The 21,295-nt window shown below is 64.5% G+C and carries 18 protein-coding genes; 14 read left to right on the top strand and 4 right to left on the bottom strand.

Translation table 11 applies throughout. The features are described 5' to 3' along the window. Positions 1–11 precede the first annotated feature (11 nt). From NE591_RS00935 to NE591_RS00945, 3 genes are all read left to right on the top strand, one after another. Positions 12–1,529, top strand: coding sequence for an APC family permease (locus tag NE591_RS00935; RefSeq protein WP_117284254.1), 1,518 nt, complete (start codon positions 12–14; stop codon positions 1,527–1,529). A 42-nt stretch (positions 1,530–1,571) separates the two neighbouring features. Then, positions 1,572–2,777 carry an agmatine deiminase family protein gene (locus NE591_RS00940; protein WP_114540327.1) on the top strand — a complete coding sequence of 402 codons (1,206 nt, stop codon included), beginning with the start codon at positions 1,572–1,574 and terminating at the stop codon, positions 2,775–2,777. 125 nt (positions 2,778–2,902) lie between these two features. Next, entirely contained in the window at positions 2,903–4,573 is a 1,671-nt protein-coding gene (locus tag NE591_RS00945; RefSeq protein WP_117284256.1) for a C45 family autoproteolytic acyltransferase/hydolase, read from the top strand. A 180-nt stretch (positions 4,574–4,753) separates the two neighbouring features. On the opposite strand, the gene NE591_RS00950 is transcribed toward NE591_RS00945, so the two are convergent. Next, entirely contained in the window at positions 4,754–5,035 is a 282-nt protein-coding gene (locus NE591_RS00950) for a hypothetical protein (RefSeq protein WP_117284257.1), read from the bottom strand. Positions 5,036–5,196: 161 nt separating this feature from the next. Between NE591_RS00950 and NE591_RS00955 the strand changes: the two genes are divergently transcribed. The 4 genes from NE591_RS00955 to arcC all read left to right on the top strand — a co-directional run bounded on the left by NE591_RS00955 (position 5,197) and on the right by arcC (position 7,431). Next, positions 5,197–5,619, top strand: a complete 423-nt coding sequence (locus NE591_RS00955) for an arginine deiminase family protein (protein ID WP_256156218.1) — start codon at positions 5,197–5,199, stop codon at positions 5,617–5,619. Further along, positions 5,579–5,815 carry an arginine deiminase family protein gene (locus NE591_RS00960; RefSeq protein ID WP_173114437.1) on the top strand — a complete coding sequence of 79 codons (237 nt, stop codon included), beginning with the start codon at positions 5,579–5,581 and terminating at the stop codon, positions 5,813–5,815. Before NE591_RS00955 ends, NE591_RS00960 begins: the two co-directional genes overlap by 41 nt. A gap of 2 nt (positions 5,816–5,817) precedes the next feature. Continuing rightward, on the top strand, positions 5,818–6,210 hold the full coding sequence (locus tag NE591_RS00965; protein WP_173114433.1) for an arginine deiminase family protein: 393 nt from the start codon (positions 5,818–5,820) through the stop codon (positions 6,208–6,210). A gap of 264 nt (positions 6,211–6,474) precedes the next feature. Next, positions 6,475–7,431 carry a carbamate kinase gene (gene arcC / locus NE591_RS00970; RefSeq protein WP_256156219.1) on the top strand — a complete coding sequence of 319 codons (957 nt, stop codon included), beginning with the start codon at positions 6,475–6,477 and terminating at the stop codon, positions 7,429–7,431. A gap of 257 nt (positions 7,432–7,688) precedes the next feature. On the opposite strand, the gene NE591_RS00975 is transcribed toward arcC, so the two are convergent. Beyond that, the gene (locus tag NE591_RS00975) at positions 7,689–9,119 is read right to left on the bottom strand and encodes an aminopeptidase (protein ID WP_256156220.1); all 1,431 of its coding nucleotides are present in this window, start codon (positions 9,117–9,119) and stop codon (positions 7,689–7,691) included. 165 nt (positions 9,120–9,284) lie between these two features. On the opposite strand from NE591_RS00975, the gene ngr reads away from it, so the two are divergent. Next, complete coding sequence (gene ngr / locus NE591_RS00980; RefSeq protein WP_114539518.1) at positions 9,285–9,893, top strand: nigerythrin; 609 nt, start codon at positions 9,285–9,287, stop codon at positions 9,891–9,893. A 286-nt stretch (positions 9,894–10,179) separates the two neighbouring features. Then, a complete protein-coding gene (locus tag NE591_RS00985; protein ID WP_256156221.1) occupies positions 10,180–10,989 on the top strand; it encodes an alpha/beta fold hydrolase in 810 nt (269 codons plus the stop codon). Positions 10,990–11,448: 459 nt separating this feature from the next. Here the strand turns inward: NE591_RS00985 and NE591_RS00990 are convergent, their stop codons facing one another. Further along, on the bottom strand, positions 11,449–12,423 hold the full coding sequence (locus tag NE591_RS00990) for an AraC family transcriptional regulator (RefSeq protein WP_223899870.1): 975 nt from the start codon (positions 12,421–12,423) through the stop codon (positions 11,449–11,451). Between the two features lie 180 nt (positions 12,424–12,603). Here NE591_RS00990 and NE591_RS00995 point away from each other — a divergent pair, with 180 nt between their 5' ends. From NE591_RS00995 to NE591_RS01015, 5 genes are all read left to right on the top strand, one after another. Continuing rightward, entirely contained in the window at positions 12,604–13,437 is an 834-nt protein-coding gene (locus tag NE591_RS00995; protein WP_223899871.1) for an energy-coupling factor transporter transmembrane component T, read from the top strand. Then, entirely contained in the window at positions 13,434–14,951 is a 1,518-nt protein-coding gene (locus NE591_RS01000) for an ABC transporter ATP-binding protein (protein ID WP_256156222.1), read from the top strand. Before NE591_RS00995 ends, NE591_RS01000 begins: the two co-directional genes overlap by 4 nt. 76 nt (positions 14,952–15,027) lie before the next feature. Beyond that, a complete protein-coding gene (locus NE591_RS01005) occupies positions 15,028–15,657 on the top strand; it encodes an MptD family putative ECF transporter S component (protein ID WP_223899873.1) in 630 nt (209 codons plus the stop codon). A gap of 9 nt (positions 15,658–15,666) precedes the next feature. After that, complete coding sequence (locus NE591_RS01010; protein ID WP_223899874.1) at positions 15,667–17,496, top strand: ABC transporter ATP-binding protein; 1,830 nt, start codon at positions 15,667–15,669, stop codon at positions 17,494–17,496. Continuing rightward, complete coding sequence (locus NE591_RS01015) at positions 17,486–19,219, top strand: ABC transporter ATP-binding protein (RefSeq protein ID WP_256156223.1); 1,734 nt, start codon at positions 17,486–17,488, stop codon at positions 19,217–19,219. The genes NE591_RS01010 and NE591_RS01015 overlap by 11 nt, the downstream gene beginning before the upstream one ends. Before the next feature lie 152 nt (positions 19,220–19,371). On the opposite strand, the gene NE591_RS01020 is transcribed toward NE591_RS01015, so the two are convergent. Beyond that, positions 19,372–21,099 carry an FAD-binding protein gene (locus NE591_RS01020; RefSeq protein WP_237974452.1) on the bottom strand — a complete coding sequence of 576 codons (1,728 nt, stop codon included), beginning with the start codon at positions 21,097–21,099 and terminating at the stop codon, positions 19,372–19,374. Positions 21,100–21,295 lie beyond the last annotated feature (196 nt).

The raw sequence follows: 21,295 nt of genomic DNA on the forward strand, positions 1-21,295 counted from the left end.
GGAGTTACCCTATGAGCGGTAAGAAGAAATTCTCCTTCGTATCCGTTATTCTGTCGGTGATCTGCGTGGTGTTCGTGTGTGAGGCGGCGGCACCGGCTGCTGCCATCGGCAACCAGCAGTTCTTCTGGTGGATCTTCCTTATCATCACCTTCCTTTTGCCCTACGGCATGGTAGCGGCCGAGCTCGGCACCGCCTACGACTCCGAGGGCGGTATCTACGACTGGGTGCGCGACGCGCTCGGCGACAAGTGGGGCGCCCGCATCAGCTGGTACTATTGGATCAACTTCCCGTTGTGGATCGCCAGCTTGGCCACGCTGTTCCCGCCCATCTTAAGCATGGTGTTCGGGGCCGATATCGAGTCGAATCTGCTGCTGACCTTAGGCATCGAGATCGCGTTTGTGTGGATCGTCGTGTTCATGAGCTTCTCGAAGGTGTCCGATTCCGAGTGGATTCTGAACGGCGGTGCCGTCTTGAAGGTGCTCGTGGCCGTGTCCGTGGGCGTGCTCGGCATCTGGTATGCCTGCGCCAACGGATTCGCCGGATCCATGGCCCCCGAGACGTTCCTGCCCGACTTGACCAACACCGCTGCGCTCGGCTACCTGTCCATCATCATCTTCAACTTCACGGGCTTCGAGGTGATCTGCACCTTCGCCAAGGACATGCAGAACCCGGCCCGCGACATTCCCAAGGCCATCATCCTGGGCGGCCTGGCCATTGGCGCCATCTACCTGTTCTGCGGCTTCGGCATCGGCGCCGCCATCCCGGCCGACCAGATCGACCCCGACTTCGGCATGCTCTACGCCGTAATAACCATGGTGGGCGAGACCTCCCCCATCTTCATCATCATCGCCGTAGTATTCCTCATCACCCTGTTCGCGAACATGGCCTCCTGGTCCTTCGGCGTGAACGCCGTGGCCCAGTACGCCGCGAAGAACCAGAACATGCCGAAGGTCTTCGCCCACGAGAACCCGAAGACCGGCATGCCCACCGGCGCCGCCATCGTCAACGGCATCGTGGCCACCGCCGTGCTGCTCATCCAGCTCATTCCCAACGAGGCCATCTCCGACGGGCTGTTCTGGACGCTGTTCGCCACCTCCGTGGTGTTCCTACTGCTCACCTACATCCCCATGTTCCCGGCCTTCATCAAGCTGCGCAAGGTCGATGCGAACCGTCCCCGCGTGTACCGCTTCCCCTTCCAGGGCACAGCCATGAAGGTTATTCTGGCCATCCCGGTCATCGAGCTGGTGCTGGCCGTCGTGGCCACGCTCGTGCCGTTCTCGGCCGAGGAAGTGGCGGACAAGGTGCCGATGATCGCCATCTTCATCATCTTCCTCCTTTTGGGCGAGGTGGTGCGCATTGTGAGCGCCCGCGGCCGCAAGGAGGAGTTCAAGGGCCTCACTCCCGCGATGGCCGCCGAGCGTTTGGCTGAAGAGGCCGCAGGCGAGCCCGATTCGCTCGAGCCCGTTGATCCGGCCCAAGTCGAGCAGATTCTTGCCGCCGACGACGGCAAGAGCGAGAAGATTTTGTAGATTGCTGTACTCGTACCCCCCCCTCTTGAAAGGAATTCCCTCATGAAAACCATCTACGAGTCCGACTCCACCCCCGCCGCCGACGGCTTCTTCATGCCCGCCGAGTTCGCCCCGCAGGATCGCGTGTGGATAGGCTGGCCTCACCGCACCGACACCTGGGCCCACGGCGCCAAGCCGGCCCAGAAGCAGTACGCCGCCATCGCCCGGGCCATCGCCGAGTTCACGCCGGTCGTTATGTGCGCCAACGAGGACGACTACGCCAACTGCAAGGCCGTTTTCGAGGACGACGAGAATGTGACCGTCATCGAAATGACCACCGACGACGCTTGGTTCCGCGACACCGGCGCCACCTACGTCATCGACGGCAAGGGCGACAAGCGCGCCTGCGACTGGCACTTCAACGCCTACGGCGGCTTCATCGACGGCCTGTACTTCCCGTGGAAGGCCGACGACCAGATCGCCTGCAAGATGGCCGAGCTGTCGCACTGCCGCCGCTATCGTCCCGACGACATGATCCTGGAGGGCGGCTCCATCACGGTGGACGGCGAGGGCACCCTCGTGGTCACCGAGCAGTGCCTGCTTTCCCCGGGCCGCACCGCCTCGGCCGTGCTCGCCGAGGAGGTCGAGGAGGACACCATCTGGCCCGTCTACGCCAAGCGCTTCGAGCCCTGGAGCGAGGAGCTGCGCGCCTACATGGACGAGCACCTGAAGGCCTATCTGGGCGTGGAGAAGGTCATCTGGGTCAAGGAGGGCATCGACCCCGAGGAGACCAACGGCCATATCGACGACGTGGCCACCTTCATCGCCCCGGGCGTGATGGTCTGCATCTGGACCGACGATGAGGACTACCCCTTCTACCGCCAGTGCCATGAGGCCTACGAGACCTTGAGCAACGCCACCGACGCGAAGGGCCGTGCGCTGAAGGTGTACAAGCTGCCCATGCCGGCGAAGCCCCTGTACATGGACCAGGCCTCCTGCGACACCATCGACATGGACGAGAACGCCGAGCCGCGCGTGGCTGACGAGCCGCTCATCGCCTCCTACATGAACTACCTGGTGACCAACGGCGGCGTCATCGTGCCCCAGTACGGCGACGAGAACGATCCGCTGGCCGTGGACACGCTGCAGCAGATCTACGACGAGGTGTGGGGCGAGGGCGTCTACAAGTGCGTGGGCGTCCAGTCCGACCAGGTGGTCTTCGGCGGCGGCAACATCCACTGCATCACCCAACAGGAGCCTAAGGCCTAAGCGCGTCGCCCATATGAGGCTTCAAAGTCCTCCGACGCCCCAGGGTCGGCAAAGTAGGGCATTTTGCGCCAGCCATCAAGTTGCCGGCAATGTAGGGCTTTTGGAAGAAAAGAAAGGGCTAGATTATGAGAAGAAAAGTAGCTCGTGTATTGTTTTGCGCCAGCTTATGTTTAAGTCTGCTGGCATTTGCGGGCTGTTCCGCAGAGAGCACGACGGGCGGAGCATCGGACAATGCGCCTAGCGGAACGCCGGACAATGCATCGACGGATGTAGCGGTAGCTTCTGGCGCCGAAGAGTTCGATGGGGTGTTCGATGCAACCGTCAACGCAGGGAACACGCAGGAAGTTGTCTATGTAAACGGCTCCTGGTTTGATATGGGAAGGCAGTACGGATTACAGCAGAAAGTGCAGTTAGAGAATAACTGGGCATCTGTAATGGCCATGATTTATACGGAGGCAGACGATGCCGCATATAACGAAGCCATGGGTAAGATCCTGAAGCACTACGAAGCGGATGAGCCATCTGTGTTTGACTTCTTGTCAGGGGTGGCTGATGGGGCAGGAATCTCAAAGGAAGATGCGATTGTTGCAATTATGGGTTCCTCTGTCCTTAACTACGATTTGATGATGCATTATGATCCGGAGCGCTCAAAAACGTGCATGACCGTATCGGCTTGGGGAAACATGACCCTGGACGGCCGTCATCTTGGAGGCGCCAATCTTGATGCAATCAGCGCAACGCCTGCTGCAATGTTCTCGGATATGATTTCTTATCCGGATGATGGCTATGCGGTTATGGCATCTGGCGGAATGCAGGGCAATGCATTCATGAACTCTGAAGGCCTCATTATTACCTATGCCGGAGGGCCCCACGCGGCACCGAGCGAGGGTGCCGAGGTGATTGATAGGGAAGGCACGTTCCTCGATACCCTGTTCGCTTACTGGTATACAGCTACAAAGTGCGCTACAGCAGATGAAGCGGTCAAAATGCTTACGGAAACTGAGTGGATCCATACCGGCAACATTAACATTTCTGATAATAACGGGAATGCTTATGTTGTAGAGCAAAAAGACACTGCCTATGTAGTCCGTAAGGCCGGCGATCATGGCGAGGAGGATTACCTTATTACGGCAAATCATTTCCTGGACGAGTCGTGGATGAACGATTCGTACGAGGCGTATCCGGACAGCGTGCCCAGGGCTAGCACGGTAGAGAGGATCCTGCTGGACAACAAGGGCTCTGTTACCCCGCGCACCATCGCGGATGCACTCGGAAGCATTCGCTACTATGACGAGGGCAAATGGAGCGAGGAGAATTGGGATTTCGGCGGCTTCTATCAGTTCCATTCCCCAGAAGGAGATGATCTGGAGTTCAAGACCATCTTCAGGACGATTTTCGACGCGACCGATCTTGAGATGTTCGTCTTGAGGGGCCATGATGAGAAATTCCGCTCCGATGTCCCGTTCGGTACGGCCAACTACTACAAGCTCACTCTTGGAGAGGGCATGCAGGCCACCAATAAGAGCGCGGAAACCGATGCCCGTATTGCAGTGAGAAACGCTGGCGCCGAATTGTACAAGAGCGATACCGAAGATGCCGACGCGTTGGAGTGCTACAACAAGGCCGCCGAGGCGGTGCACACGGGATGCAATTATACGACCATGGCCGATTGCGCTGGGGCAAAGGGCGATAAGGAGCAGGCTGCGATCTTGTATGGCCTTGCAACTTCGCAGTTCACCAATGCCCAGCGGTATGCGCAGGCATCTTATACTACCGAAAACGTGATTGTTGACTAAAGCTATGCAGCACTTGATCCCTCAGTACTTCATATAATTCCTAAAGTTTGCAGTCACAAGAGTCTTTCAAAAAGCGGAGATGATTCTGAGGTTCTCCTCTGATCATCTCCGCTTGCTACGTTTCCTATGGAGCGTCCGCAAATTCCGATAGCAGATCAGGGCCGAGTTAAGTGGTAGATTTCAGTGAATGAATGCTTGGATACTGATCGCGCGCGGAATATTGACGTGTCGGACGTTTAACGGGCCGAATATCGCGGCACGAGAAACGCCCACCACTCCACCCGCCAAGATCTCACCCGCGATTTCTGGAAGGGGTAGGGCCTCGCGCACGCCCTCACCTCCTGCTGCGGCCACGACTATCGTGAGGATGGCCATGACAAGAAGCAGGATGCCCAAAATAGCGAATGAGGTGGGCATTTTCATTTTACGGGCCTTGCGGTCTTGCCTCGCGTTCTCGGACATATCTTTTTCTCTCAGCTATTTGCCGGTAGATAGAGGCCGATCTCCTTGCCGTCCTGCAAAAGGAGAATCTGCTGAAATTCACTCTAGACCTTGGTACTGTCCCAAGGTCTAGAGTGAATTTTGCCGTCCTTGAGAATTGTTTTTTTGAGATAGGGGACACCATGGTCCAGGTTAATTCGGAAATCGGTCCTTTGAAGAAAGTCATGCTTCATCGTCCGGGCAATGAGCTTAAGCGAGTGCATCCCTTTCATCTGCAGGAGATGCTCTTCGAGGACACGCCTCTTCTGGAGAAAGCGCAGGCCGAGCACGATACGTTCGCGGGTATTCTCAGAGAAAATGGCGTCGAAATCCTCTACCAAGAGGATATGTTCGCTCAGGCTATGAAAAACGAGAGCGAGAGATCGGCATTTGTCGAGGAGTTCCTCGATCGTTCTGCGATTCCCTCTATCGGGCTGCGCGATCGGTTGGCGGAATACTACAATGGGCTTCCTCTCGATGAGTTCGTGGAGCGTGTTTACACCGGTGTTCTCAAGAGCGAATTCGATGGAGGGGATTCGCTGGGGGGCTGTTACGTACCTCGATGATCTTTTTCTCGTCAACCCGCTGCCCAACAGCTATTTCACGCGCGATAGCAGCATCAACATCGCCGATGACGTCATTTTGTCCCACATGGGCAAGCCCTACCGCCAGCGCGAGCCCTTGCTCATGAAATACATCCATCGCGCCGCAGACGAGTATCGCGACAACCCCACGCAGGATTTCTACTCGATGGAATGTTGACCATGGTCGATCGGGACGCGTTCCTGTTCAACCCCTTCCTGAGCGGCAATGTGAACGTGTACAAGCTGACCCCCGCTTCCGATTGCGTCAGGACGCAGCCCGTCGGCTCCGACTGGAGCAAGGTGCTCGCCGATGCGCTTGGTGAGTCCTCGGTACGGCTTATTCCCGTAGGCAACGGAGATGAGATCCAGGGCTTTTGGGAGATGTGGAATCTCGGCGGGAACGTGCTCACGTTGGCTCCAGGATTGGTGGTCTGCTACGATCGCAACAAAATAACCCTCGATTTGCTCGATAAGGCAGGTATCGAAGTGCGCACCTTCGAGGGAGCGGAGCTGTCGCGCGGCCGTGGAGGCGCCCGCTGTATGTCGATGCCCATCATCCGAGAGGCCCTCTAATCTTACTGAGCCGATGCCGGCGTGGTTGCTTTGACTAGAAGGGCGACTGAAACCGCCTCCCTCCAAGTGAGGTTAACCCGCGATTGGAGAATGACTTCCAGGGCCGCTGGTTTAGGGCGGATTAGGGGTAGTTGCGGTAAAAATAAACCCAATCTTATCTTTTGCGCCTACGTGGCGCTCAATAAAGTAAGTACGCAGAATGGCTTTTGTGCCGAGCCATCCTGCGTACTTCTCATGATGAGGCCAACAGGTAAGGAGAATTCTATGCCATACGAAAAGGGCAACGGCAAGACCGTCGTCATCGCCCTGGGCGGCAACGCCCTGGGCAACACCCCGCAGGAGCAGCTTACGCTCGTGCAGAACACCGCCAAGCACATCGTGGACATGATCGAGGAGGGCACCAACGTCGTCGTCTCCCACGGCAACGGCCCCCAGGTCGGCATGATCAACAACGCCTTCGCCTACGCGGCGGCCAACGACGACAAGACCCCGGACATGCCCTTCCCCGAGGCCGGCGCCATGTCCCAGGGCTACATCGGCTACCAGCTGTCCCAGGCCATCCTGAACGACCTGAAGTCCCGCGACATCATGCGCTCGACCGCCTGCATCGTGACCCAGACCGTCGTCGACGAGGACGACCCGGCGTTCCAGAACCCCACCAAGCCCGTGGGCGCGTTCATGGACGAGGAGACCGCCAAGGCCAAGGCCGAGGCCATGGGCATCACCGTGAAGGAGGACGCCGGCCGCGGCTGGCGCCAGGTGGTCGCCTCCCCGATCCCCAAGCGCATCGTTGAGTTCGACGCCGTGCGCGACCTGGTGGAGGACGGCTACGTGGTCGTGTCCACCGGCGGCGGCGGGGTGCCGGTCTTCGAGACCGGGGACGGCTACGTGGGCACCCCCGCGGTCATCGACAAGGACCGCTCCAGCGCCCTCATGGCCGCCGAGCTCGGCGCCGACATGCTCGTGATCCTCACCGCCGTGGAGAAGGTGTGCATCAACTTCAACACGCCCGAGCAGCAGACCATCGACGAGATGGACGTGGCCCAGGCCGAGGAGTACATCGCCGAGGGCCAGTTCGCCCCCGGCTCCATGCTCCCGAAGGTGGAGGCCTGCATCGAGTACGTCGAGGCCTACCCCGAGGGCCGCGCCCTCATCACCTCGCTCGAGTGCGCGGCCGCCGGCCTGCGCGGCGAGACGGGCACGGTCATCACCGCCAACTAGGCAACGATCTACAAGCCAAGGGGCGGCTCCGGGATAAGGAGCCGCCCCTTTTTATGCAAGAATTTCGACTTGTTAGAGTTATGGGAGGCAGGAAAGGACCCCTTGCCGCTTGATCCAGGGAAAGCGACGGCGAAATCCCAGGTCGCTGTACGATCCTCTGCAGCCGATTCTTTCGAGCGCTCGTCCCGAACTCTAACAACTCGAAAAAACCGCTCTGCAAATGGCCGCCGATTGTCGCGGGGGATCCGGCTTCCCCGCTAGCCCTCCGCGCGCAGGAAGGCTTCGTAGCCGCGGCGGGCTTCGTAGATGTCGGCTTTGCTGGTGACTTCCCAGGGGGAGTGCATCGAAAGCACGGGCACGCCGGAGTCGATGACGTCCATGCCGTATTTCGCGGGGATGTAGGCGATGGTTCCGCCGCCGCCGGCATCCACCCGTCCCAGCTCCGCGGTTTGGAAACTTACGCCCGCGTCGTCCATGATGCGGCGCACCAGCGCGACGTACTCGGCCGAGGCGTCGTTCGATCCGCTCTTGCCACGGGAGCCGGTGTACTTGTTGAACACGAGGCCGCGCCCCAGGTAGGCGGAGTTCTTCGCCTCGAAGACGCTTGCGTAGGCCGGGTCGAAGCCGGCGGACACGTCCGAGGACAGCATGCGCGAGCGGGTGAGGGCGCGGCGCAGGCGAAGTGGGCTGCTCTCGCCGGCAAGCGCCATGATCTCGGCGATGGTGTTCTCGAAGAACATCGAGGCCATGCCCGAGGCGCCCACGCTGCCGATCTCCTCCTTGTCCACGAGCACGCAGACAGCGGTGCGGGCGGGCACGTCGTCGCCCAAGGCCAGCTGTGCCACGAGCGAGGTGTAGGCACAGACGCGATCATCCTGGCCGTAGCCGATGACCATGGAGCGGTCGAATCCGAGGTCGCGGGCGCGGCCGGCCGGCACCACTTCCAGCTCGGCGGAAAGGAAGTCCTCCTCGCTGATGCCGTACTTGTCGGCCAGAAGCGCCAGCACGTGGGCCTTCACCGGATCTTTGGGAGTTTCGGTGCTCTCGGCTTCCTTGGAGTCGGAGGAGTCGGCGGTGCTCAAGAGCGGGCGGTTGCCCACGAGCACGTCCAAGTCCTCGCCTTCCACGACCTTTGCGCCCTTCTTGTCCATCTGCTGGGAGCCCAAATGCGGCAGCAGGTCGGTCACGCAGAACACCGGGTCGGCCGGGTCGTCGCCGATGTTCACCTCTATCACCTCGCCGTCGGTGGTCGCCACCACGCCGTGCAGCGCCAAGGGCAGCGCCGTCCACTGGTAGTTCTTGATGCCTCCGTAATAGTGAGTGTCCAAAAGCGCGAAGTCGTTGGCCTCGTACAGCGGGTTCTGCTTGATGTCCAGCCGCGGCGAGTCGATGTGCGCCCCCAGGATGTTCATGCCCTCGGAGATCGGCGCGGCCCCCACGTGCACGAGGATGACTGCCTTCCCCTGGGCGCAGGCCCACAGCTTGCTGCCCGGCCCCACGGGCGTGCCGGCGGCGATGCAATCGGCCAGCGAGTCGTAGCCGGCGTCCTCGGCCGCGGCAATGGCGGCCGCAGCACACTCGCGCTCGGTCTTGTTGTCGGAGATGAAGTTGATGTAGTCAGCAGCCAGCGCCTCAACCTCGGCCGATGCTGCCTCGTCGTACTTCTTCCAAGCTACTTCGCGTTCCACGAAACTTCCTTTCTCTTGTGCGATCGAACACAGTATGAACCAATCTGTGGGGAAAAGTTCGGAAATTGTTACATCCCGTTTTCCTAGGACGCAGAGCGCGAAGGCCGTACTATAATGGCCCAGACATTGAGACGATGTCGCCGATACTTAAGAAAGGAAGATTCCATGAATCTGCGTGACGTTATTCCTACCGCCGAGAACTCCAGCAACTTCAACGTCGTCCCCGAGTCCATCACCGAGGTGGGCACCACCCTCGAGAACCTGAAGGCCGCGGTGTGCGGCGAAACCGGCGCGTCCGCCAAGTACGCCGCCTGCGCTGCTGCCGCCAAGGAGCAGGGCTTCGACCAGATCGCCCGCCTGTTCGAGGCCACCAGCGCCGCCGAGCAGATTCACATCGGCCTGGAGGCCGGCGTGATCGCCGAGATCGAGCCGGGATACGAGCGTCCCGCCGCTCCCGACGCCGAGGGCATCGCCACCGATCTGAACCTCATCGCCGGCGCCCTGGGCGAGATCTACGAGACCTCCGACATGTACCCGAGCTTCATCAAGGTGGCCCAGGAGGAGGGCAACAAGAAGGCCGAGTTCGTGTTCACTCGCGCCAAGCTCGCCGAGGCCGTGCATGCCGAGCTGTACATGGACGCCTACAACAACATCGACGCTCCCACCGACGAGGCCTACTACCTGTGCCCCATCTGCGGCTACATCCACAAGGGCGATGATTTCGAGAAGTGCCCCATCTGCTTCACCCCGGCCGACAAGTTCCGCAAGTTCTAAATCGTCCGCAAAAGGATCGCGGGCCCATTCGCGAGCGCATTGCGCAACAGGAGCGACCGCCTTTCGGGGCGGTCGCCTTTTTGCGTGCGCGTCCGATCGACTCTTGCAATTGGGCAGCGTGAGCATCTGGCATGGTTCGGTGAGCTGCGCTCGCGTCATGCTCGCGCTATAAAATAGGGAGGCAACTTTTGCGATCGGACGCTTCTGCGGGGAATAGGTCCGTGCGTCTCTCCCGCCTGCAATATGCGATACTGGGTGTCGTTCGATGCGAAGGAAGCGAGGGAGCATGCGGAAAGCAGACTTCGATACAGGGCGCGGAAAGATCGTCTACTGGGTGAGCGACACGGCCGATGCGACGCGGCCGTGGGTGGTGTTTCTGCCGGGACTCACGGCGGATCGCCGTCTGTTCGCTCCTCAGATCGAGCACTTTGAGGGCCGTGCCAACTGCCTAGCGTGGGACGCGCCGGCCCATGGCGAGTCGCGGCCGTTTCCGCTGGATTTCTCGCTGCCCGACTTGGCCCGTTGGCTGGGGGAGATCATGAAGGCGGAAGGCGCCAGTGCGCCTGTGCTCGTGGGTCAGTCGATGGGCGGCTATGTGGCCCAGGTGTTCGACGTGCTGTTTCCGGGGCGCGCCTGCGGCATCGTGTCAGTGGACTCCGCGCCGCTCGGTCGCGACTACTACAAGCGATGGGAGTTGGCCTGTCTGCCCTTTGTGACGCGCATGTTCTACCTGTACCCCTGGGGGACGCTTAAGAAGACGAGCACTGAGGGCAATGCCGCAACTCCCGAGGGCCGCGCCATCATGGGCTCGATCCTGGCCGGCTACGAGAAGGGGGAGTACTGTCGGCTTTCCGCCCATGGGTTCGCCATGCTGGCCGAGGTGGTGAGAAGCGATGAGTACGCCGCGCCGACCGCTCCGCTCACGTTGATCGTTGGCGAGCTCGACCGCACGGGGTTCGTCCGCAAGTACAACGAGCTGTGGTCGAAGCGCACCGGCCTGCCCATCCGCTGGGTAGAAGGCGCCGCCCATAACTCCAACGCCGATAATCCAGCTGCCGTGAACGCCATCATCGAAGAGGCGCTCGGCGGCAACTGAGATTGCACCCAGCGGATTGCGGCGGCTTCAGGCACTCGCGGCCGCCTCGCAGCTTGCAAATGATCGGGCGCAGATGTTCGGCGCTCGCCTTGCCAGCTTCCAAACGATCGTGTGAGAGACGGCTCTGGCTGGTTTAGTTCTGCTAGAATGCTTCCGCTGAGAAAGCCATAGCGTGAAGGAGGTGAGAGGAATGTCGAAGAAGCGCAAGAAGGCGCATCCTGTGCAGGCGGTAAAGCCGAAAAGCGATGTCGTGTGGCGGCAGTCGGCTGAGGAAGCGACGCTGGCGAGCAAGCCGCGCTACAACGGGTTCGCCTGTGGGCATGGCGCCCACGGTTCGGCGAAGTACAGCCGAGCGCGGGCCAAGCAGGTCTGGCAGCGACAGATGCGACAAGAAGGAGCCTCTCGGGGCTCCTTCCCTTTTATAGAGGCCCGACGACGGGATCCCGCAGCAGCGCGGTCTCAGAGGCGGTGCTGTTTGCGCCAGGCGGCGGGGGAGCAGCCGACCTCGCGGGAGAAGGCGGTGGCGAAGGTAGTCGGGCGCGGATAGCCCACGGCGCGGCCCACCTCGGACAAAGGGAGGTCCGTGCCGGCCAGAAGCTCGCGGGCGCGCTCCATCCGCAGGTCCCGCAGCTCCTCGGCCACGCCGCGCCCGCGCTCGGCCTTGTAGGTGGCCGCCAGACGCGAGCGGCTCACGCACAGTTCGCGGGCGATGGACTCCAGTGTGAGCGGCGCATCCAAGTGGCGCTCCAGCAGCGCGCGGGCGTCGCGGGCCAGACGGGCCGCTTCGCTGCTGCCCCGAGCGGCTTCGGCCTGTCCTTCGGCCTCGGCGGTATCCATGAGGCAGGCGACGGCCTCGGCGGCAAGCGCCGTCAGGTGCAGCTCGGTCGCCGCGGCGTCGGCCGTTCGGGCGTCGAGGCGCTGCAGCATGGCGCCCACGTGGGGCGCGTTCAGGACCTGGGGCGCCGTGGCAAAGCGCTCCAGCAGGGCATCGCCGTCGGAGCGGCGGTCGAAAGCGAGCTGTTCCCAGAAGCGCGGCGTGAAGCACAGCGAGCGGGACACATAGGGGGTGCGCGGCTTCAGCCGGTAGGCGTAGGAGCCGGCATCCTGGCAGTACATGACAAGACCTGCAGGGCCGGGGGCGCTGACGGGCCGCGGCATGGTTTCCAGGCAGCTCGGCGACATGATGCCCAGGCAGAAGTAGCCGGGTCCGCAGCTCGTGAGGTCCACGGCGCCTTCCACCTCGAGGTCGAGCACGGTCATCAGGCAATCGGGGCCGATGCCCGCCATCCAGGCGCTGCCGCGGCCGCGCTCCGGCGCGAGCTGCGACACGATGCCGCTGCGCCGGGCCACCGGCTCCATCCCCAGCGTCTCAATTTGGGAGAGGAACAGGTGGTGCAGTCCCTTGTCTATGTTCGCCAACGCGCTCGCGCCCATAATCGTGCCCGTCGTTTTCCGATCCGTCCAGAGTTCTTTCCGATTCGTCCATAAGTTAGCCTTACTTAACACAAAGGCCTTAACGCAAGGTAAATTAACCGACTGAAACTTTCAAGAAGAGAACGGCGACGCGACGGAAAAGGGACGGGAGCGCCGCCTTAAGCGGAAAGGTGCGCACAGGTGGAAGGCACGATGGACGGAATCGAGGGCGCCATGCCCGAGCCCAGGAAGGCGCCGCGGCCGGCGTCGGTATCTCGGGCGCGCGAGGGCGCCTCGACTCGCGGGGCGTCGGGCGGCCTGATGATGGCGGCGGCCGAGCACGACCGTCGCCGCGTGGACCCGCGGGTGGCGCTGGCGGTGCTCGTGCTGCTCAACGTGGCCGTGTTCGCATCCGGCGCGAAGGCCATCGAGCTGGCGGCCGTGGCCGGCGATGCGGCGCTCATGCTGTGGTGCCGCCGCGGACGTTTGGCCTGCGCGTGGCTTGGCGCCTACGCCGCCTTATCGCTCATTGCGCTGGCCTGCATCCTGGGCGGTCCCTTCTTCATGCCCATGGGCTCGTGTCTGGTCATGCTCGCGCGGCTGTTCCCCACGGCCATGTTCGCGGCCGCGCTCATCTCCACGACCTATTTGGGCGAGCTGGCCTGCGCTCTGCAGTCTTTCGGGCTCTCGGGGCGCATGACCGTGGCGGTGTGCGTGGGCATGCGCTTCTTCCCGACCATCGCCCGGGAGGCGAGGGCCGTGCGCGAGGCCATGCTCACCCGGGGCCTTCGCCTGACGCCGGCGGCCATCCTGCGCCATCCGGCCGGGCTGCTGGAGAACTTCATGGTGCCCTACCTGCACCGCGTGTCCATCGTGGCCGACGAGCTGGGGGACGCCGTCATGGCCCGCGGCGTGGAAACGACGCGCCGACGCGGCTCCTACCACGAGCTGCGCATCGGGGCGCTGGACGTCGTGGTGCTGGTCGCGGCCGTGGCGCTGGTCGCGGCGGCGGTGGCGGGGAAGGTGCTCCCGTGAGCGCCGCGACCCCATCGGCCGCAACGGCCGCCATCGTCCTCGAGAATGTGTCCTACACCTACCCCGGCGCGGAGCGGCCGGTGCTGCGCGGGGTCTTCCTCGAGATTCCGCGGGGCCAGTGCGTGGTGGTCACCGGCGCCTCCGGTTGCGGTAAGACCACGCTCACGCGCCTCATCAACGGCCTGGTGCCCCATGTCTATGCCGGCGAGGTGAAGGGCCGCGTGATGGTGGAGGGAACGGAGGTGGCCGCCTGGACTCCCGACGAGCTGGGCGTGCGCGTGGGTTCGGTGTTCCAGAACCCCCGCAGCCAGTTCGTGAACCTGGACGTGGCCTCCGAGATCGCCTTCGGCTGCGAGAACCTGGGCCTTCCCCGCGGCGAGATTGTGGCGCGGGTGTCCAAGGCGGCCCGGGCCTTGGGGATCGCCGATTTGCTCGATCGCGGCATCGAGGAGCTTTCCGGCGGCCAGAAGCAGGCGGTGGCCATCGCCTCGGCCTTCGCCATGGAGCCGGCGGTGTTCGTGCTGGACGAGCCGACGGCCTCCCTGGACGTGCCCTCCATGAAGCGCCTCGCCGAGGTGGTGGCGGCGCTGAAAGCGGCGGGCAAGACCGTCGTCGTGTCCGAGCACCGCCTGTGGTGGCTGGCGGACGTGGCCGATCGGGTGGTGCTCATGGAAGATGGCGCCGTTGCCGGCGACTGGACGGCCGCCGACTTCGCGGCGCTGCCGGCCGCCCGTCGCGCCGCGGCCGGCGTGCGGGCCTGGACGGTGGCGGAGATGGAAGGGGAGGGCCGCCCCGCTGCGGCGGTCCCGGCCGGCGCGGTCTCAGCCGATGCCCCCGCGCCCGAAGCGCCCCGGCTGCAGGCCGCCGGCCTGACCGTGGCCTTCCGCCGCCGGCCGCCGGTACTGGACGGCCTCGACCTCTCCCTGGAGCCCGGGCGCGTGCTCGGCATCGTCGGCCGCAACGGCGCCGGCAAGACCACGCTCTTGCGCTGCCTGGCGGGGCTTACCCGCGAGCGCGCGGGCACCGTGGCCGTGGACGGGGCGCCCGTGGCCGCCCGACGGCGCCCGGGCCTCGTGCATCTGGTCATGCAGGAGCCGGGCTACCAGCTGTTCGCCGACAGCGCCCGCGCCGAGCTGCATCGGGAAAGCGACGAGGCCGCCGACGCGATGCTGGCCGCTTTCGGCCTCGCCGCCTGCGCCGAGCGCCATCCCTTGGCCCTTTCCGGCGGCGAGCGCCAGCGCCTGGCCGTGGCCGCCGGCCTCGCCCAGGGTGCCCGGGTGCTCGTGCTCGACGAGTCCACGAGCGGCCTGGACCGCGCCAACATGGAGCGCGTCGCCGCGGTTTTGCGCCGGGCCGCCGCCGACGGCGTCGCCGTGGTCCTCGTCACCCACGACTACGAGTTCCTCTGCGCGGTCTGCGACGAGGCGGCCGAGGTGGAAGGCGGCCGCATTCAGGCCCGCTACCCCCTCGACGACGCCGGCCTCGCCCGCGTGCGCGCCCGCTTCGGCCTCTGAACCCCCCCTCAAATTCCGAGCCCTTCGGCTCTCTGAACCTCACGGTAACCCATCCCCAAAGGAAAGGATTGAATCTATGGCAACGACAACGGCAAAGACGACGAGCGCAGCACCCCTGGCAGCCTCGGGGCGCCTCACGGCGAAGGACATCGTGCTTCTGGCCGTGTTCGGCGTGGTCACCTTCTTCGTCATGATGGCGGTGGCCATGGTGTGCAGCTTCAGCACCGACATGGCCTGGTGGACCCACGCCATCGGCTCCATCCCGGCCGGCATCGTGTGGACCTACCTCATGGCGCGGGTGCCCAAGCGCGGGGCGGCCTTCATCGCCGGCGCCATCATGGCCCTGCTCGGCTTCGTCATGGGCATGGCCTGGACGGGCCCGGTGGGCATCCTTGCCGGCGCGGCCCTCTGCGAGCTTGTCATGATGGCCGGCCGCCGCGCGAAGTGGACGGTGGTCGTGGGCTGGGCGGTGCTCGTGCTGTGCTGGTGGTTCGGGCAGATCTCGCTCATCCTGTTCGCCGGCGAGTCCTATGTGCAGATGGTGGTGGACATGGGCATGACGGCCGAGTACGGCCAGGGGCTCGTGAACTGGGTGTACAGCCCTGCCTTCCCGATCTGCGGCTGCGTGACGGCGCTGTGCGCCGCGCTCGGCAGCTGGCTGGGACTGCGCATCTTCCAGAAGCACTTCGCGAAGATCGCGGCCTAAGGGGAAGCGATGGCGACGGAACAGGATAAGCGGCCCCAGGGCGGCAACGCCGTGATGCAGCTGCTGCAATTCGCCGGGTCGCGGCGCTGGCTCGCCTTCGCGGGCTCGGCGCTGGCGGCGGTCAACGGCATCCTTACGGTGGTGCCGCTCGTGCTCGTGTGGTTCGTGCTGCGCGACTTCGTGGCCGTAGCGCCCCATTTCGAGGAGGCCACCGACGCCACGCTGTGGGCGTGGCTCGCCTTCGGGGCGGCCGTGCTAGGGGCGCTGTGCTACTTCGCCGGCCTCATGCTCACCCACACGGCCGCCTTCCGCGTGGCCGCCAACATGCGCAAGGCGTGCCTGGCCCATGTGGCGAAGGTGCCGCTCGGCTATTTCGACGCGAACGCCTCGGGCCGTCTGCGCCGCATCATCGACGGCTGCGCCGGGCAGACCGAGGACGTCATCGCCCACAAGATGCCCGACTTCATCGCTTCCATTACGGCACCGGTGGCCTATCTGGTGGCCATGTTCCTGTTCGACTGGGTCATGGGACTCGTGTGCCTCATCCCCGTGGCGGTGTCGCTGTTCGCCATGTGGTGGATGATGGGCCGCGACGTGCCCGAGGGCGGCCGCTACTTCATGCAACGCTACCAGGAGGCCCTAAACCGCATGTCCACGGCGGCCACCGAGTACGTGCGCGGCATTCCCGTGGTGAAGGTGTTCCAGCAGACGGTGCACTCGTTTCGGGCCTTCCACGCGGCCATCGTCGACTACCGCGACATGGCCACCAACTACGTGAACTTCTGCCGCCTGCCCCAGGTGGTGCAGCTCACAGCCATCAACGGCACCTTCGTGGTGCTCGTGCCGGCGGCCATTTTGCTGGCGGCGGGCGCGGGCGACTTCGGCCGCTTCCTCACCGACTTTTTGTTCTACGTCATCTTCTCGGCCTTCACCACCACGGTGATGAGCAAGGTGATGTACTCCTCCGAGGCGCTCATGATGGCCGAGGACTCCATGCGCCGGGTGAACGAGATTCTGGCCGTGGCGCCCATGGAAGAGGTCGCCGAAGGGGCCGCGGCGCACCCGGCGGGCACTGAGGTGGCGCTTGAGAACGTGACCTTCGCCTACCCCGGCTCGGCGCGCCCGGCCCTGCGCGACGTGAGCCTCACGGTGCCGGCTGGCGCCACGGTGGCGCTCGTCGGGCCCTCCGGCGGCGGCAAGAGCACGCTGGCGAGCTTGGTGCCGCGCTTTTGGGATCCGCAGGAGGGCGTGGTCGCGGTGGGCGGCGCCGATGTGCGGCGCATTCCCGCTGCCGAGCTCATGGACACTGTGGCCTTCGTGTTCCAAAACGATCGCCTGTTCAAGGGCACCTTGGCCGACAACATCCGCATGGGGCGCCCCGATGCCAGCGACGAGGACGTGGCCGCGGCGGCCCGGGCGGCCCAGTGCGACGACATCATCGCGAAGTTCCCCGAGGGGCTTGCCACCCGCGTGGGCGCGGACGGCGTGTACCTGTCGGGCGGGGAGTGCCAGCGCATCGCGCTCGCCCGCGCCATTTTGAAGGACGCGCCCGTGGTGGTGCTCGACGAGGCCACGGCCTTCGCCGACCCCGAGAACGAGGCCCTCATCCAGCAGGCCCTGGGGCGCCTGGCCGCCGGCAAGACGGTGCTCATGATCGCGCACCGGCTGTCCACGGTGGTGGACGCCGACCTCATCGCCGTGGTGGACGACGGCGCCATCGTGGAGCGCGGCACCCACGACGAGCTGCTGGCCCGCGGCGGCACCTACGCGCGCCTGTGGAAGAACTACTGCCAGGCCGCCCAATGGAAGATCGCGGGAGGGAGCGCCCATGCTGCGTGATCGTCTGGCCCTGACCGAGGAAGGCGCCCGCTCGCTGCGGAAAGGCGCGCTCGTCTGCGCCTTGGCCAACCTCGTGCTCATGTTCCCCGTCGGGGTGTTCTACCTTGTGACCGGCGAGTTTCTGGCCCACTGGGAAGACGGGGCGGTGCCGCTGCCGACCCTTTGGCCCTACCTGGCGCTCATCGCGGTGGTGCTGGCGGCGGTGTTCGCCACCCAGTATTGGGAGTACCACGCCACCTACAGCGTGGTGTACCAGGAGAGCGCCCGCAAGCGTATCGGCCTGGCCGAGCGGCTGCGTGTGCTGCCGCTGTCGTTTTTCGGCAAGCGCGATCTGGCCGATCTCACCACGGTGATCATGAAGGACGCCGCCGACCAGGAGCGCCTGTTCAGCCACACCATGCCCCAGGCCTTCGGCACGGGCATCTCCACGGTGATCGTCGCCGTCATGCTGCTCGTCTTCGACTGGCGGCTCGCCTGCGCGTCGCTGTGGCCGGTGCCCGTGGCTCTGCTGATCCTGCTGGCGACGAGCCGCGCCCAAACGGCGAAGACCCGGGGCAAGAACGCCGCCGCCCTGGCGCTTGCCGACGACATCCAGGAGTACTTGGAATCGAACCGCGAGGTGCGCGCCTTGAACCGCGCCGACGACTTCTTGGGCCGCCTGAACGATGACGTGGACGCCTTCGAGCGGGCGAAGCTGGCCTCAGAGCTGGTGACGGGCACGGCGGTCGTCTGCACCCAGACGCTGCTGCGCCTGGGCATCGTGACCACCATCCTCGTCGGCACGGCGCTCGTGGCCGCCGGCCAGTGCAGCCTGCTCGTGTTCTTCTGCTTCATGCTGGTGGTCACGCGTCTGTACGACCCCATCGGCCTCATTCTGCAGTCGGTGGCCGAGCTCATCGACATGACCCAGTCGCTCGCCCGCATGAAGGCCATCGAGGGCGAGCCGGCGCAGACGGGGGAGCTTACCTTCAACCCCCAGGGTCACGACATCGTGTTCGACGACGCGACCTTCGCCTACGACGACGGGGGTCCCGTGCTCAGCTCCGTGAGCTTCACGGCCCGGGAAGGGGAGGTCACTGCCCTGGTGGGGCCGTCCGGTTCCGGCAAGTCCACGGCGGCCAAGCTGGCGGCGCGCTTCTGGGATGTGGGCGAGGGCGCGGTCACCGTGGGCGGCGTGGACGTCTCCGGCATCGACCCGGAGACGCTGCTCACCGATTACACCGAGGTGTTCCAAGACGTGGTGCTGTTCAACGGCACCGTGATGGAGAACATCCGCCTCGGGCGGCGCGACGCCACCGACGAGGAGGTGCTGGCGGCGGCCCGGGCGGCCAACTGCGACGAGTTCGTGCAGAAGATGCCCCAGGGCTACGCCACGCCCATCGGCGAGAACGGCGCTCTGCTCTCCGGCGGCGAGCGCCAACGCATCTCCATCGCCCGGGCCATTCTGAAAGACGCCCCCATCGTGCTTCTGGACGAGGCCACGGCCTCGCTGGACGTGGAGAACGAGTCGGCGGTGCAGCAGGCGCTCTCCCGGTTGCTCGTGGGCAAGACGGTGCTCGTCATCGCCCACCGCATGCGCACGGTCATGGGCGCCGACCACGTGGTGGTCCTCGCCGAGGGCCGCGTCGCCGAAGACGGCACTCCCGCCGAACTGCTCGCGGCCGGCGGCCTGTTCGCCCGCATGGCCTCCCTCCAAGGCCAAGCCGCCGATTGGAAGTTGTAAGACAGGGCGTATCTGCCTTTTCCGTTCACCCTCTGCGGCATATCTGCCTCTAACAGCAAGGGCCCGCGGCGGAAGCTGCGGGCCCTTGGGGGTGAAGGCGCCCGGCGATAAGTGGGAGGGAGGTTATCGCCGGGCAGGAGTAAGCGGGATGGCTAGGCGAGGGAGGCCACGTACTCGCCGGTGAACTTGCCCTGGGTGACGGCGAAGGCGATGGATACGCCGCACAGGGCCGTGGTGTACTGAATGCCGAAGCGGCTGCCCGCTGTGTTGCCAGCGGCGAACAGGCCCGGGATGGGGCGGAAGGTCTCGCGAGCGAGCACCTGGCCGTTCTCGTCGATGGCCACGCCCGAAGTGTTGCAGAGCATGCCGCCCAAGGTCTTCTCGCCGGCATAGGCGTAGTAGGGCGGCTGGTTCACCGCGAACATGAGCGACTTCTCCTTACCGAAGTCCTCGTCGAGGCCGGTGGCGCACAGCTCGTTGTAGCGCTCGATGGACGCCACGAAGTTGTCCAGGGCCTCGCCCTCGTAGCCCAAATATCCGCCCAGGGTCTCGTAGTCGTTGGCGGCGTACACGACGGGGTTGGAATCGGGGCCGGAGCCTTCCGGGCCGCCCGCGACGGCAGCCTCCAGGATGGCGGGCAGGCCGTCCATGCCGCCGTTGGGGTAGTCGATGCCCATGTGGCAGGCGGGCTGGGCCTTGATCAGCGCCTCGTAGTTGCTGTCGAAGACGTTGGCGATCTTGCCCGCAGGCTGCAGGGCGCCGGCGTAGGCCGCCCATTCCATGAACCCAAAGCCTTCGTTGCAGTAGCGCTTGCCGTCGGCGTTGATCCACAGCGACGCGGCGGAGCCGAGCGGGTCTGCGGGGCTGTCGCAGGGGTAGTAGTAGTCGCCGCCCATGGAGGACTGGTAGGGGTCGAGCTGGCCGCCGGCCCAGTAGCACAGCTTCAGGCCGTCGCCCTCATAGCCCGAGGTGACGATCTGGCCATCCTCGCCGATCATGTTGGTGATCTGGGAGAGCAACTCCTTGGCCATCTCGGGGTTGGCGGAGTAGTCGCCGGCGCAGACGATGACGCCCTTGGCGGCGTTCACCTGCACGTAGCTGCCGTCCTCCTTCTGACCGACGGCGCCGGTGACGCGGCCGTCGTCGGCGGTGAGAAACTGGCGCGCCGGGCAGCCCCAGTAGATTTGGGCGCCGGCATCAAGGCCCACCTGCAGCAAGTTGGCGAGGATCTTCTCCTGCACGGGCATCGTGGAGGCTGTGCCGATGTAGGTGCCCAGGCCGTTCTTGAAGGTGGTGTAGGCCTCATCGGTGGGGTAGAACTGGATCTCCAGGGCGTCGCGCTCCTCGTCGGTCAGGCAATCGATGTACCAATCGAAGGCCTCGCCGCAGGTGGTGGTGAACTTGCGGGCCAGCGAGACGTTAGAGCGGTTGGCGGCGCGCAGCTGCCAGTTGTTCAGAAATTCGATGGGATCCACGCCGTCAACGCCGCGCTCTTTGAGGAATTCGGAGTTGATGTGGCCGAAGTGCCCCATGCCCATGCAAGGGTGGTTGTCCTCGGGATGGGCCTCCATGGCGATGACCTTCGCCCCGCTCTCGGCGGCGGCGCGGAAGGCGGAGCAGCCGGAGAAGCTCAGCCCGATGACGAGTACGTCGCACTCGGCGGTCTCGGCGATGTCGCCCTCGGCGATGGGCTCGGGGGCCGTGCGCCAGCTCGTGGCGGCGGTGCTGGAAGCGGTACCCGACGATGCGGTGCCGGATGCGGACGAGCCCGCGCTCTGCGACGGGGAGCAGCCGGCGAGGCCGACGGCGGCGAGACCGGCCGCGCCGAGGCCGGCCCCCTTCAGGAAGTTGCGGCGCGTGAAGCCCTGGGTGTTTTCCATGTGATTCCCTCCTTGGGTGTGAGACGGTCGAGGTGTCGATGGTTCGGGCGCCTCTTGTGCTTTTCATCTTCGGGGAACAGACGCTCGCCGCCCATACTCGAAATCAGGTAAAGCTCTAACGAAAACGGGGTATTTCCTGGTAGAGGCCTTGGCGTTTTGGAGTAATCGGGTAGAGTGTGGGTGCTGGGACGACGCC

It is taken from the genome of Adlercreutzia sp. DFI.6.23, from assembly GCF_024462535.1.
Taxonomy (GTDB): domain Bacteria; phylum Actinomycetota; class Coriobacteriia; order Coriobacteriales; family Eggerthellaceae; genus Adlercreutzia; species Adlercreutzia rubneri.

Excerpts from the sequence above, each read along its gene's own strand:
- NE591_RS00960 (WP_173114437.1), top strand. The coding sequence starts at position 5,579 with ATGGAGGGGATTCGCTGGGGGGCTGTTACGTACCTCGATGATCTTTTT.
- NE591_RS01005 (WP_223899873.1), top strand. The coding sequence starts at position 15,028 with ATGGCAACGACAACGGCAAAGACGACGAGCGCAGCACCCCTGGCAGCC.
- NE591_RS00945 (WP_117284256.1), top strand. The coding sequence starts at position 2,903 with ATGAGAAGAAAAGTAGCTCGTGTATTGTTTTGCGCCAGCTTATGTTTA.
- NE591_RS01020 (WP_237974452.1), bottom strand. The coding sequence starts at position 21,099 with ATGGAAAACACCCAGGGCTTCACGCGCCGCAACTTCCTGAAGGGGGCC.
- NE591_RS00940 (WP_114540327.1), top strand. The coding sequence starts at position 1,572 with ATGAAAACCATCTACGAGTCCGACTCCACCCCCGCCGCCGACGGCTTC.
- NE591_RS00965 (WP_173114433.1), top strand. The coding sequence starts at position 5,818 with ATGGTCGATCGGGACGCGTTCCTGTTCAACCCCTTCCTGAGCGGCAAT.
- ngr (WP_114539518.1), top strand. The coding sequence starts at position 9,285 with ATGAATCTGCGTGACGTTATTCCTACCGCCGAGAACTCCAGCAACTTC.
- NE591_RS00935 (WP_117284254.1), top strand. The coding sequence starts at position 12 with ATGAGCGGTAAGAAGAAATTCTCCTTCGTATCCGTTATTCTGTCGGTG.
- NE591_RS01015 (WP_256156223.1), top strand. The coding sequence starts at position 17,486 with ATGCTGCGTGATCGTCTGGCCCTGACCGAGGAAGGCGCCCGCTCGCTG.
- NE591_RS00990 (WP_223899870.1), bottom strand. The coding sequence starts at position 12,423 with ATGGGCGCGAGCGCGTTGGCGAACATAGACAAGGGACTGCACCACCTG.
- NE591_RS00985 (WP_256156221.1), top strand. The coding sequence starts at position 10,180 with ATGCGGAAAGCAGACTTCGATACAGGGCGCGGAAAGATCGTCTACTGG.
- NE591_RS00950 (WP_117284257.1), bottom strand. The coding sequence starts at position 5,035 with ATGTCCGAGAACGCGAGGCAAGACCGCAAGGCCCGTAAAATGAAAATG.
- NE591_RS00955 (WP_256156218.1), top strand. The coding sequence starts at position 5,197 with ATGGTCCAGGTTAATTCGGAAATCGGTCCTTTGAAGAAAGTCATGCTT.
- arcC (WP_256156219.1), top strand. The coding sequence starts at position 6,475 with ATGCCATACGAAAAGGGCAACGGCAAGACCGTCGTCATCGCCCTGGGC.
- NE591_RS01010 (WP_223899874.1), top strand. The coding sequence starts at position 15,667 with ATGGCGACGGAACAGGATAAGCGGCCCCAGGGCGGCAACGCCGTGATG.